Here is a 13,592-nt window from a genome sequence, read left to right on the forward strand (position 1 = left end):
TTAATGTTAATCATACTATGAATGGCGCTGATAAACCAGTCTAGTTAATCTCAACCAACTCGCCAATTGACAATAAATAGAGATATTTATGGGTCACTGGCTTTTGGGCAATCTGGTTTAAAGCAGCACTATAGAGGTTAATCTGGCCAGCATAGCGGGTTTTAACCCGTTCAATCGCCGCTTCTTGATCACTGGGGTCAATAAAGTCGGTTTTGTAATCAAATAAATAACAACCGTCGTCAGTCAATAAATAACCATCCATAATCCCATGGATTAGGACGTGATCGTCATCTGTGGGACGAATGCCTTCAAAAATCGTTTCTGCTGGTAATAACAACGAAAATGGCACTTCCCGCTTAACCGCTTCTGGATGGGCTAATAATTGCTGTCCCAAGTCACTTTCAAAGAAGGTTAATAGGTGATTAAGATTAATCTTAGCCGCAACATTGGCGCTTAAACTATTCTGTAAAACAAGTCGATCGACAAGGGCTTGCAAACTCGCTAGCGTTACTGGTTGCGTTAAATCAATTTCTTGCAAGACCAAATGCGTTGCGGTCCCTACTTCTGCTGCCGTTGGTTGTTGAACGGTTTGTAAGAACTGTGGTTGCGCTAAGCTATCCGTTACGTAGCGATTTGCTTGGCGCGGTTGTTCAGCCGCTAGGTCTAATTGTCCCAACCCGGTATTATCAGGGTCTTCAAAAAGGCGTTTGACTTCCGAAACAGATTGATAAGCCGTCGTTTGGGTGGCAACATTAGCGGGATACTTAAAGGTTAATTGCTCAGCAATCGCAGTTGCTATCCCACTGTTTAAATCAATTGTTTGAAGTGCCTTTTGCTGTTGTTGTCCCCAGTCCTGATCGTTATGCAGACTACCTGGTATTTCACCAAGTAAGGTTTCATTAGTCATAATCAACTTAAATTCGGTTTGATCACCACTTAAAGCCAGTAGTGGCTCATAATCAGTGGTCCAATCTTTAGCTTGTGGATGGCGAATTAAGCTAAGACCTATCCAGTCCAGTAAACTTGCGGCATCGTTGCGAACCCCATCATCTAATATTTGTTGGGTACTATTTTGCCCTTTTTGCCATTGCTTCATCAATTGGGCCTGGTTATCACAATGGCCAACGATGATTAACCGTTGTTCCGCACGTGTCAAAGCAACGTATAGTTTTCGCATTTCTTCTGCTCGTAATTTTTTTCGTTTCTGGGCGGTAATCGCTAACTCTGGCAGTGTTGGCACCTTCAACCGCTTTTGGCTATCTAAATAAACGACCCCTAAACCACCATGATTATCCAAAACATATGAGCGTTGTAAATCCTGTTGGTTAAAGCGACGACTCGTATCGATTAAAAAGACGACTGGAAATTCAAGCCCCTTACTCCCGTGAATGGTCATAACAGAGATGGCGTCCTGATTTTCTAAGCTCGTTGGTTGTGCTAAATCCTTATCTTGTTTCTGGAGACGTTCAATAAATTGAATAAATTGGAAGAGTCCTTTAAAGCCATTTTCTTCATACGCCGTGGCACGTTCATAAAGCGCGTGTAAATTAGCTTGACGTTGACGTCCAGCTGGCATCCCACCGACATAGTCTAAAAAGCCAGTTTCTTGGTAGATCGTCCAAATTAAGTCCACAATCGGTTGTTGGCGAGCAATTGTTCTAAACGACGTCAATAAAGCCATGAAGTGCGTCAGCTTCTGCATGACCTGTTGGCCTAAATGCCCGACTTTCTGCTCGTTATATTGGTCAATAAAGTTAAAGACCGCTTGATAATAATCATCCGTCTTATCGTTAATCCGAATTAATGCCAATTCATTTTCGTTTAACCCGACAATTGGTGAGCGTAAAACACTGACCAATGGAATATCTTGGTTAGGATTATCAATCACCTGAAGTAGAGCTAACATAATTTGGACTTCGGTCGTTTGGAAATAGTTTTGCGCATCCTTAATCACAACCGGTAAACCGAAGCGTTTGAAATAATCCAGGATAAACAAATTATTACCACGGGTTGGGGCTAGTAAAACGATGTCCCGATATTCAATCGGCCGCATTTTTTCGAGTTTCTTATCCCAAATCTGTTCCCCATTAGTCATCATGGCTTGAATCCGTTTAGCGACCGCCACGACTTGGCCCTCACTCTTATCTAATTGCGGGTTGGCAACTGCCTCTTCCGGCTTAGTTTCATAAAGCAAGAGTTCGGTTGGCGCGGTTGGGTGCTGGTCAGGATAATAACGAGCACCATATTGTAAGGCCGCATTTTCGTCGTAGTCTAACTCGCCGAGATTTTCGTCCATCAATTGTTTAAAAATCAGATTGGTAAAGTCATCGATATTGCGGCGCGAACGGAAGTTTTCAGCTAAGATGATTCGTTCACTATCACGTTCAGCTTCCGTGACACCAAATTCGTTATACTTATTCTTAAATAAGCTTGGATCGGCCAATCGGAAAGCATAAATTGACTGCTTAACATCCCCGACCATGAAGAGATTGCGTGGATGATCAGAAGTGACCTTTTGGATAATCGTTTCTTGGAGCGGATTGGTATCTTGATATTCATCAACTAGCACTTCGCTAAATTTTTGTTGGTAAAAGGCCCTTGCCGGCGAATCCTCTGCCGATAAAATTGTCAGACAAAGTTGTTCTAAATCACTAAAGTCCAATAAATGACGTCGTTCTTTTTCGGCTTGAAAGGCTGCTCTAAAAGTTAACGTGACGCTCACCAATTTTTGAACCAATTGGCCAGCTTGACGTTGAATATTAGCGGTGGTTGCTTCATCAAACACAAAATAGGTGTCCAGTAACGTCTGAATTTTCTTTTTGACGTCATCTAAATCGGCTTTCAACCGGTCCTTATTAATTTGTTCGTCGGGTTCTAATTTCTTAGTCCGTTTAGCAGGCCCCAGCTGTGCATCTGTTAGTTGTTGGCGCCATGCTTGCCAATTCAACGTTTTTGCATCTGCGTTAATTTGTGTTAAGGCTGCTTGCGTAGTTGCAATTTGAGGGGCATAGATCATTAGATTTTCGCTCGTTTGACTGAGCTGTTCAGCTTCTTGTAAGGCTTCCAAACATTCGGTGATGGTTTGCTGTAAAATCGGTAATATTTTTTTTGGAAATAATCACTGGCCGTCAAACCAGCTTCGTCAACGGCATAACTTTTGGGAAGGTTATTTAACCATTTAACCGGGTTTGGATTGGCGTTTGCAAAATCGAGCAACTCAAAAACAATGTCGGTCAGGCCGTCATCGTTACGATCATTCGAGAAATTTTGGGCTAATTCGTAGAATAATGTATCTTGCTCATTTTCTTTGACATATTCGTGATTATAGAAGGCCTCTCTCACCCGTTGCCATACTTGATCCGCTAATAGGAGTCGTTCTGCGGTATCACTCAATAAGCGGAATACGGGATCACGATCAATGACATAATAAAATTGTTTAATGACTTTTAAACAAAAGGCATGCAGTGTACTAATTTGTGCGGTAGGCACGAGACTTAATTGTTGCCGTAAGCGTTGCTTAACGGCTGGTTCTGTTGCTTTCTCACTGGCGTCGCGGAGTGCTACTTGAATCCGTTGGCGCATTTCAGTAGCAGCGGCTTCCGTAAACGTCACAACAAGTAAGGTATCGACATCGGTCCCGTTTAGGATTTTTTGGATGACCCGCGCAACAAGAACGGATGTCTTCCCTGAACCAGCTGATGCGGATACTAAAATATCGTGGCCATCATGATCGACAGCGGCTTGCTGTGAAGGTGTAAATTGGGGGTTACTCAAGATTGCCATCTCCTTTTTTACTCATTAAGCGTTCGAGGACTGCTTTTTCGTCTAATGCTTCTAGTTGACGATAATTATTTTCAGGTAACATCGCATCGAATTGGAAAATCGACTTAAATGGTGACAACGTTAGGGCATTCGTTCGATCCGGACGCATAATCGGATTCAATGCTGTGTCCCCAGCGAAAATCGCCTGGCCCGCTTCTTTGATTAAGTCTTCGTTATGTGCCATCAATAAATCAAGTTGATCAAGTGTGACGAGTTGTTTAGAGCTAAACTTACCGCTCTTTAACTTACTGAAGGCAAAGAGTGGCGATTGGCCGTTGACAAGCGTTGTATCGAGATTTTCGAGTAATTCCTCATCATTGACGATGAGCCCGTTGTATTTAAATTGATCTAATAACATTTGATCGAACTCGCCTTTTTGGAGTTGACCCATTTTTTTCTTGGTTAATTGTTTGAGCGTCAATGTCGGGTTCTTCAGATGTAAGTAAAAGGCACCGGCAGGTTTCACCGCACTATTTGCTGGTAAAATGGCCTGTTGATCTTGCAAGACCGTTTCGAGATAGGTCAACATCTGTAAGGCCAAACCATAGTAAGCATCCCGGAAATTAAAACTGTGCTGACTAGATTTATAATCAACAATTCCTAAGTAGGGTTGGTTATTGATGGTCAATTGGTCGATCCGGTCAATCTTTCCCCGGACCTTTACTTCGCGGTGATCATCTAACATGAAGTTTAACCCTTGAAGTCCTTTTTCTGCGCCAACTTGACCAAATAAGACTTCGGTCGCTAACGGCCGTAAGTTGGTTGAGAGGCTCTGATTACGAAGTGCTAAGCTGACGCGTTTGACAGTTTGCGTCAATTGTTGGCGAATATAGCCCATGCGCGCCGTCTTGTTCAAAATCTTAAACTCGGGTTGTTCATAGGTTTTAGCCAAGACTTCACTGACAAGCTTATCAATTTGCTGATCATCCAATTCTGGCAGGGCAATTTGTTGGCCTTGAATCAGTTTAATAAAGCGATCCATCACTTCGTGGTAAAAGTTCCCCGTGTTAGCCGGTGTTAATTCAAAAACAGGACGTTCTTGTAATTTTAAACCGTATTTCAAGAAATAAGCGTACTGATTTTGATAGAACTCTTCTAGTTTTGAAATCGACGTATGAATTTCATTGCCGTATAAACCAGTCACGATTTCAGGTGTCAGGCGCTCTGGTTCATTGCGGTAATTGAGACTTTGGAATAATTGCGTTGTTAAGAACTGACTTTGCGGTGCTTGTTGCAAGAGTCGATACGTCGTTAACCACTGTTCTGGAATTAACGTCTGATTTTCTTGGGCTTGTCGACTCACTTGAATGAGATCACTTAACAAGCTGCGCCATGAACCTTGAGGTGTCTCTGTGCTTTGTAATGATTGTTCGGCCGCAATTTTTTGGATTGTTAAATCAAAATGATTTCTAATACGTTCAACGTAGGGAGAAATTTTGAAGGCTGTTCCCTCGCCATTTCCTAGTGGGTACGTAAAATAAACCGTTGTTTGACTACTTAAAAAAGCGAGGTAGTTCAAGTACGGTTCAGCATTCATTTTGCCGACGCTAGACTCGTTTAATAACGGCGTAGCTTGGCCCTCATTATCCAATAAGCGTTGGCGATCTTGATCGGTTAATAACGCCGTATTCTCAATCTGATCTGGCATGACTTGATCGGTCGAACCAGTCATAAAGGTAATCTGGCGTTTCTTCGTCTGAACCATCCCCGATTCAGAGAGGACAACTTGATCAAGGGTTGAGGGAATTTGCGCATATTGGGCTGCCGCAAAACCGGCTGAAAGAAGCTGTTTGAATTCGTTTAGTTGCTCAGTATTATCTTCTTCAAATGACACATCCCCTAACAAGGTGACGTATTCATCGAGCATTTGCATAAAGGTCGACCATGTTTGTTCTGGTTGACCAGCTTGAGCCACTTGATTAGCAGCTAATGCTTGATCCCGCCAATTCAATAATTGCCGATCAACACCATGCTCAATTAAAAATTGATAGAGCACTTGGGCCACTTGCCGACCAGTTTTGGCTGCTTTCAGTGCACGATAAAATGGCGGTAAAGTCGCTTGTACGTAGCGCCGAATCCCGTTGATGCGTTCCGTTAAGGCTTCATCCTGGGTCGTCCGCGTGCCTTCTTGGTAAGAACCGAAACGATAGAATTGCCAATCCAAATCATTTAACCAATCCTTGCCTTCGTAGCCATTTTTCAGAATCAAGTTTTCGCAGAGATCTAAATCGGCTCTAAAATCGGCAATCGACATGCCCTTAGGAATCAACAATTCGGTTTTTAATAATGCCATGACGTCTTCGTAACGGTAAAAATGGAGATTAACGTCCAATAACTTCTCCAATAGTGATACTAAGGGATGAGCCGCCATTGTTTGTGGTAAATCACAGAAATACGGAATCTCGTATTCCGTTAAAATCGGCGCAATCATTGTTTGATATGGTGCTAAGTGACGCGTCAAGATTAAGAAATCCCGGTAGCGATAATGGCCAGTTTGCACTAGGCGCCGGATTTCACGGGCGACATAGCGTAGTTCAGCATAACGATTTTCAGCCGCTACAACATGTAAATGATCAGTAACCGGCACTGGGCTTAGTTTTCGATTACCTGGGCTTTCAGAACTAACCCAGAATTGATCAAGTGCTGCCAAAGCTGGTGTTAAGCGCTGACTGTCTGCCATCTGGTCCATCATGACTGGTACGTGATTCAGGCGTGCTTGTTGATATAAATTATAGTAGGTCCGACCGGCTTGAAAGAAAAAATTCAAACCATCGGGTTGTTGATTAGGGTAAGCTCTGTCTAAGATAAGTCCGATTTGTACCTCTGATTGTTGCATCAAAGTGGTTAATAATGCTTGTTCTTGCGCTGTAAATTGTGCAAAGTCTTCCACATAGAAATGACAATCTGTTAGCGTTTGTTGCTGCAAAAAGAGGGTCAAAGCATCGATTAGGGCTGTGTTTTCAATAAATCGTTTTTGCATGGCTGCTTCAAAAGCGGTCGCAATAATGGTTAGGTCATGTAGTTTTTTTGCGAGTTCGACTTGTTGATCACCGAGATTTTCAGCCATCGCAGTTAAATCTGCCGGTGTGATACAACCAATCTTAAGTTCAAGTAATTGTTTTGTTAATTGGGCCACAAAGCCGGTATGTCTGACCTCACCACGGAATAATTGCAGTTGTTCTTGATGTTCCTGCAATAACCGAAAAACCAACATATTTAAACCGGCCGTCGAGATACGCGGAATTTGGTAATACGGCGTATTTTTCATAAAATACCACGCTAATCGCGTCAATGAAAAAACTTGAATTTGAGAAGCGGCGACGTAATCATTTTCATCTGACTTAAGTGCTTCTAAAATAGAAACTTCTGATTCGAATTTAATATGGTTCGGCACTAAATAGAAATAGCGTTCTTGCGGTTTTTCTTGAAAAGTAGCCTTCAAGTTAGTGACGAGCGCTTGGTGGTGATCATAACTTGCGGTTCCTAGAATAAATTTTAAGCTCATTATTACCACTCCTTTGGGCTAATTTTACCATAAAACAACCCTATTTTATGCTGTGATTTATTGTGACAACAACCTATAAAAATCTTTAAAGTTAACAATTAAGATGGCTATTTAAAGCATCGTTCTGGTAAAATGATAGCTTCGAGGTCAATCATTACTGACTACTATTCAAATAGTTTTCACTATTTATAGACTGTTTGTGGCAGTCACTTTTAAATTGCAGTATAGTAGTAACAGTATGATTAAGTTCAGAAATTGATGATTAAGGGTGATACGATGCAAACGAGTGTGGGAAACAGTCACGCTAAGATTATTTTGATTGGAGAGCACGCTGTCGTGTACGGGCAACCCGCGATTGCGCTCCCTATTTTTGCAGTGCAGACAACTGTTCGCGTGACGGCACAACCGACACTAAACGAACCCTTGATTAATAGCCCCTATTACAGTGGCCCTTTAAGCCAAGCCATTGGTCAGATGCAAGGCATTCGCCGACTAATCGAACAGCTCTGGCAACAATTAGACGATCAACAAACCGCATTTAAACTGACAATTGAAAGTGAATTGCCAGCCGAACGTGGGATGGGCTCTTCTGCAGCGACTGCCATTGCGATTATTCGCGCCCTCTTTACTTTTTATCATCAAGAATTAAACCAACGTGACTTACTTAAGCTAGCAGCACTTTCAGAAAATATGATTCACGGTAATCCAAGTGGCATTGATGCAGCCACGACGGGTGCAACGACCCCACTTTGGTTTGTTAAGAGCCAACCACTACAGCCATTACCCATCGACCTCCAAGGTTACTTGGTGATTGCTGATAGTGGTCAAAAGGGGCAAACTGGTCCCGCCGTTAAAAGCGTTCAAAATCAAATGATGTCCAATCCTGAGCGTACGCAACCACTTATTACCCACATTGGTGAATTGAGTCAAGCCGTCGCAACCAATATCGCGCAAAATCAGTTGACAGCACTGGGCCAGAATCTTAGCTTAGCGCAAGATGATTTACGAGCCTTAGGGGTCAGCAATTCACGTATCGATGCTTTAATCGAAACTGCCAATCAAGCCGGTAGCTTGGGGACTAAATTGACCGGTGGCGGACGTGGCGGTTGCATTATTGCACTGGCTAAAACACAAACGAATGCTGAACAGCTTGCACAACAATTACGCCAAGCCGGCGCAATTAAGACTTGGATTCAACCGTTACACGCACTACACACTAATTAAACAACAATTGGGAGTTATCACTATGGGACAATCAGCCACAGCGAGAGCGCACACTAATATTGCGCTCATTAAATATTGGGGAAAAAAAGACGCCAACTTGATTATTCCGCAAAATAGCAGTTTATCATTGACGTTAGATCATTTTTATACAGATACGACTGTCACGTTTTCAGAAACATTGACGCGTGATCAGATTATTTTTAATGGTCAAGAAGCCGACGAACAAACACAAACTAAAATGAGTCAGTTTTTAGACCTGATTCGCCAACAAGCAGGTCGGTCAGCTTTTGCTAGTGTTGAAACCACTAATCACGTGCCAAATGCCGCTGGATTAGCTTCTTCAGCTTCTGGCTATGCTGCTTTAGCGGCAGCTGGTAGTCGTGCGGCTGGTTTGGATTTAAACCGACGTGACTTATCTAGACTTGCACGTCGGGGTTCAGGCTCTGCGACGCGTTCAATTTATGGCGGGTTTGTCGAATGGCAACGGGGCACGAATGATCAAGATTCATACGCGATTCCCGTTCAAGAAGAAATCGATTGGGATATTCAAATGATTGCGATTGTTTTAAACGATCGTCAAAAACGGGTTGCCAGTCGAGCCGGTATGGCAAGCGTTGTAGCAACCTCACCTTATTATCCCAGTTGGGTCGAAACGGCCCAAGCGGACTTACCTAAGATGAAGGACGCAATCGTTAAGAAAGATATAAATTTAGTGGGACAACTCGCTGAAAAGAGTGCGATGCAGATGCATGCAACCACGCTTAGTGCCGTCCCACCTTTCACCTATTTCGAACCTGAAACCCTCCAAGCAATAGAAGTCGTTGAGCGCTTGCGCCAACAAGGGGTTTCTTGCTATTATACTATGGATGCAGGTCCAAACGTGAAAGTGATTTGTACGAGTCGCGAAACGCCACAGATCTTGGCAGCTCTTGCGCCCTACTTTACAGCTGAGCAATTATTGGTTGCAAAACCAGGACCGGGCGTGACCTATCTGTGAGCATAATGAATAAGTTAAATGTGAAAGGTTCTGATGGTTTGATAACGGCTAAAGCACCCGGGAAGCTGTATATTGCTGGCGAATACGCAGTAGTAGAAACTGGTTTTCCGGCTATTATTGTGGCTTTGAATCAATTTGTAACGGTATCAATTGAAGAGAGTCAAGAATATGGCAGTATTGTTTCAAAACAATACCAAGAAAATTCTTTATATTGGCAACGACAAGGTGATGAAATGGTTTTTGATAACCGTGATAATCCCTTTCATTATATTTTATCCGCCATTAAATTAACGGAACAATATGCCCGCCAAGCGGGTAAGAAATTAAGTATCTATCATCTACGGGTTAACAGTGACTTAGACTCGGCCGATGGTAAGAAATATGGTCTTGGTAGTTCGGCAGCTGTCACTGTAGCGACAGTCAAAGCGCTCTGTGCTTTTTATGAACTCGAACTAACTAACGACCAACTCTATAAACTCGCCGCGATTGCCCATCTTGATGTGCAAGGTAACGGTTCTTTAGGGGATATTGCAGCCAGCGTTTATGGTGGTTGGATTGCCTATCGCTCTTTTGACAAGCAATGGTTGGCAGAGACTAGACCAACGATGACGTTGAACGAATTATTGGCGATTCCTTGGCCGTCATTATCAATCGAGTTATTGACACCACCTGCTGAATTATCACTCTTGATTGGTTGGACGGGTTCCCCCGCTTCAACTTCTCATTTGGTTGATAAAATCGCACTGGCAAAAACAGAACGCCAAGCTGACTATCAAAACTTCTTAAAGGCTAGCAAAGCCTGCCTAGAAGACATGGTTGCAGGATTCCGAACTAACAATTTACAACAAATCCAAGCTGAATTGCGCCACAATCGCGCATTATTACAAGAACTAGCCGATTTTAGTCACGTCGCAATTGAAACCCCTGTACTCCAGAAAATGGGCGCCCTCGCCGAAGAAGCCGGTGGCGCTGCTAAAACATCTGGTGCTGGCGGTGGTGATTGCGGGATTGTGATTATTGATCGTGCAATTGATACAACGTCACTCTTTGAAAAATGGCGTGATAATCAAATCGAACGGTTAAACCTTGCCGTTCACCTTGTAGATTAGGAGTTGACTAACATGGTGAGACCAAAACAATCTATCCAATCGCATCGTAAAGATGAACATGTCTTTTTAGCAGAAAAATTTCATCAAGATGATCGTCAAAACGATTTTGACGGGCTTCGTTTTATCCATCAAAGTTTACCCGAACTAGCAATTGCCGATGTCGATATTAGTACGCAATTTGCTGGGACCACTTGGCAAAGTCCCTTCTACATTAATGGGATGACTGGCGGGAGCCAACAAACTAAAAAGTTAAATGCCCAATTAGCACAAGTGGCACAGATTGCTGGCTTACCAATGGCCACCGGTTCACAGTCCGTGGCGATTAAAGATCCGACACTCGTTGATACGTTTAGTGTGATTCGCGAATTTAACCCGGCTGGCTTCATCCTCGCTAATATCGGTGCTGGTAATGACCTATCGGTTGCGCAAAAAGCGGTAGCGATGACCCAAGCCAATGCCCTTGAAATCCACGTCAATACAGCGCAAGAAGTCGTGATGCCAGAAGGTGATCGTGAATTCTACTGGCTCGATCAGATTGGCGAAATCGTCGCCAACTTAGACGTCCCTGTGATCGTTAAGGAAGTTGGTTTTGGGATGAGCGCCGAAACAATTGCTAAATTGCAAAGTGTCGGCGTTACCAATATTGATGTTTCCGGTAAAGGTGGCACCAACTTCGTCACAATTGAAAATGAACGCCGCCGAGATAAAGCCTACGACTACCTCAGTGATTGGGGGCAATCAACGGTTGAATCACTCTTCGAATCACAAGCCTTCCAAAATGAATTAACAATTTTGGCGTCTGGTGGGATTCGTAACCCGCTTGATATCGTCAAAGCATTACGTCTTGGCGCTTCTGCTGTTGGGATTTCAGGTCAGATTTTACACATGCTGATCAAAACGGGGCCTACTGAAACTGCTGAACAATTATTGGCTTGGCAAGCTCAAATCCAGTCAATCATGGCGATGTTGGGTGCAAGAAACCTAACAGCACTTCAATCAGCACCCATGATCTTAAGCCCTAATTTACGACATTATTTAAACGAACGACATTTATCACTTTAAATACAAAAAAAAGCAAGTCAGTTGTCTAGCAACTAACTTGCTTTTTTAGTGCGCTGATTTAATGCGCGTCATTCTAAAGTAGAAATAAGCAATTAAAACCAGATCAACTACCACTAACCCACCGAAAATAATACCCAAGTGTGTTAAGTAGAAGAACCAACTACCGATAATAAAACCGATCAGTGTCATGCTTAAGAGATGTGCTGCAAAAATCTGCGTTTGTCCCATACTATATTTACGGTAAAGGCTAGCGGTCAAATTCTTTTGAGCGTGATAGCCATTGACCAATTGCGCAAATAAATGACTAAGCACCCCAGCAACTATGATTAGCAAGACCAGGATGATCGCTGCCGTCCCATTTTCTCGCAACCAGTTGACCCCAATAATCGGCGTGTTCTTAGGCGTTAAATTGGAGATTGATTTGGTCTTAAAGATCTTTTGATATTCTTTAAGATGCGCCCCGATTTGTTGATCATCGACTAACACCGTTACCTGGTTTAGCGAGCGGTTGTTCAAGACGAACTCTGGTGAAGCCGAAATAAAGACGTGTTGGTCAAGCGAAGTTGTCTGATTGGTACCCACAACCCCAATTACTGACAAGTAACGATTCTTAGTCTGATAATAAGCCTGGCTAGCTGGTTGATAGAGTTCGTTGACCCGGGATTGTCCGACGACCACCACCGGAATTCGTGATTTAAAATCATAATTTGAGAAGAAACGACCGTCCTTGAGCGGCACATTAGCTTGCTTACCTTTAGCATAAACATAGGATAAATGATTATTGACATTGAATTGCACTTGGAAATTATTGAGTTTGGTCTTGTCAATCGCTTGGATCGTTGATTGAATCGATTGGTGACTCTTCGTCTTAAAGATAACCGCCTTTTGCGATAAACTATTATGATTAAGTCGTTCACTGTACATCGATTTAGCTCGCTGACTGATGACGAGGAGGCCTAAGACGACCACCCCGACAAATAGAACATCAAGCACTAATTTTTTTAAACGCAAACGCTGATTCCTCCTTGATACGTTATTGAATCCAGTAAAACCGATCACGCATTAAATCAAACGGGCGTAAATAGCGATTAACCCGCGATAAACGTTGATCATTATGGAAATGAGCGGCATCCCAGAATTCAGTACTATTTGTGGCACCGTAGCGCTCACCCAAGCATAAAAGGACGGGCCCGTTTTCTAATTGCCGTAATTGGTTTAAAACGGCTAAATCAATCGGCACACCGTTGGGCGACCACGACATCAATACGGCATCCACTTGATCACCATATTGTTTGAGCGCCGCCTGTGCATCGAGAGGTGCCACCTGCGTCAATAATTGCCGCCCTGTCTGGTTTTCGCTCGTCCAGGCCAAACTATCCGTACAAATGACCGATTCGGCACCTGCCGCCCTTAAACCGGCACTCAGGTAGCCATTACCAGCCATAATTTCCAAAAAGCGCCAATCGGGAAACTGTTGGACGATACTATCCGTCAAATCCTGACTAATATAAGCCCACATGCCGAATTGATTTTGCAAATATTGCCGATAATTGCGGAGTAAATGATCCGTCTTTTTAATTTGCGCTTGTAATCGCTGTGAAGAGACCGCCTTGAATTGACCCTGCTCTGCTGCCAATAATAACGTTAGATAGAGTGATTCGTCAATCCCGAGTACTGGGAGATTGTGCTGTGGTAACTGTTTTTGTTGTAGACGTGCTAAACTTGCTTTGATCGCTTGAAATTGCGCTGTTAGTTGCGGTACGTTTTTGAAAAAGACTGCACTTTGCTTTAACTGTGCCAAATAGGTTTCTTGGGTCATTATTCCACTCATTTCTTAGACTAAATAACATAAAAAGCCTCCTCACTCAGGTGA

Annotated in this window: 9 protein-coding genes; 4 read left to right on the forward strand and 5 right to left on the reverse strand. The window is 43.1% G+C overall.

Annotated features, from left to right (window positions below):
* Window positions 1-40: 40 nt before the first annotated feature.
* From addA to LEUCM_RS07635, 3 genes are read right to left on the reverse strand one after another with little or no spacing between them, the layout of a single operon-like run.
* Window positions 41-3,067, reverse strand: coding sequence for a helicase-exonuclease AddAB subunit AddA (gene addA / locus LEUCM_RS07630; RefSeq protein WP_258421054.1), 3,027 nt, complete (start codon window positions 3,065-3,067; stop codon window positions 41-43).
* On the reverse strand, window positions 3,016-3,774 hold the full coding sequence (locus LEUCM_RS10015; RefSeq protein ID WP_035146927.1) for a UvrD-helicase domain-containing protein: 759 nt from the start codon (window positions 3,772-3,774) through the stop codon (window positions 3,016-3,018). Before LEUCM_RS10015 ends, addA begins: the two co-directional genes overlap by 52 nt.
* Window positions 3,767-7,327, reverse strand: coding sequence for a PD-(D/E)XK nuclease family protein (locus LEUCM_RS07635; RefSeq protein ID WP_056936408.1), 3,561 nt, complete (start codon window positions 7,325-7,327; stop codon window positions 3,767-3,769). Before LEUCM_RS07635 ends, LEUCM_RS10015 begins: the two co-directional genes overlap by 8 nt.
* 276 nt (window positions 7,328-7,603) lie before the next feature.
* Between LEUCM_RS07635 and mvk the strand changes: the two genes are divergently transcribed.
* The 4 genes from mvk to fni are packed head-to-tail and all read left to right on the forward strand — an operon-like array spanning window position 7,604 to window position 11,719.
* The gene (mvk, locus tag LEUCM_RS07640) at window positions 7,604-8,551 is read left to right on the forward strand and encodes a mevalonate kinase (RefSeq protein WP_025015793.1); all 948 of its coding nucleotides are present in this window, start codon (window positions 7,604-7,606) and stop codon (window positions 8,549-8,551) included.
* A gap of 22 nt (window positions 8,552-8,573) precedes the next feature.
* Window positions 8,574-9,548: a diphosphomevalonate decarboxylase gene (mvaD, locus tag LEUCM_RS07645; protein ID WP_016265069.1), complete on the forward strand. Its 975-nt coding sequence runs from the start codon at window positions 8,574-8,576 to the stop codon at window positions 9,546-9,548.
* A 38-nt stretch (window positions 9,549-9,586) separates the two neighbouring features.
* On the forward strand, window positions 9,587-10,657 hold the full coding sequence (locus tag LEUCM_RS07650; RefSeq protein WP_025015794.1) for a phosphomevalonate kinase: 1,071 nt from the start codon (window positions 9,587-9,589) through the stop codon (window positions 10,655-10,657).
* 12 nt (window positions 10,658-10,669) lie between these two features.
* Window positions 10,670-11,719 carry a type 2 isopentenyl-diphosphate Delta-isomerase gene (gene fni, locus LEUCM_RS07655; protein WP_016265067.1) on the forward strand — a complete coding sequence of 350 codons (1,050 nt, stop codon included), beginning with the start codon at window positions 10,670-10,672 and terminating at the stop codon, window positions 11,717-11,719.
* A gap of 45 nt (window positions 11,720-11,764) precedes the next feature.
* Here the strand turns inward: fni and LEUCM_RS07660 are convergent, their stop codons facing one another.
* Together LEUCM_RS07660 and LEUCM_RS07665 are read right to left on the reverse strand one after the other, a co-directional pair.
* Entirely contained in the window at window positions 11,765-12,730 is a 966-nt protein-coding gene (locus LEUCM_RS07660; RefSeq protein ID WP_016265066.1) for an ABC transporter permease, read from the reverse strand.
* A gap of 22 nt (window positions 12,731-12,752) precedes the next feature.
* On the reverse strand, window positions 12,753-13,538 hold the full coding sequence (locus LEUCM_RS07665; RefSeq protein WP_016265065.1) for a hypothetical protein: 786 nt from the start codon (window positions 13,536-13,538) through the stop codon (window positions 12,753-12,755).
* Window positions 13,539-13,592 lie beyond the last annotated feature (54 nt).

The organism is Latilactobacillus sakei subsp. sakei DSM 20017 = JCM 1157 (genome assembly GCF_002370355.1).
GTDB lineage: Bacteria > Bacillota > Bacilli > Lactobacillales > Lactobacillaceae > Latilactobacillus > Latilactobacillus sakei.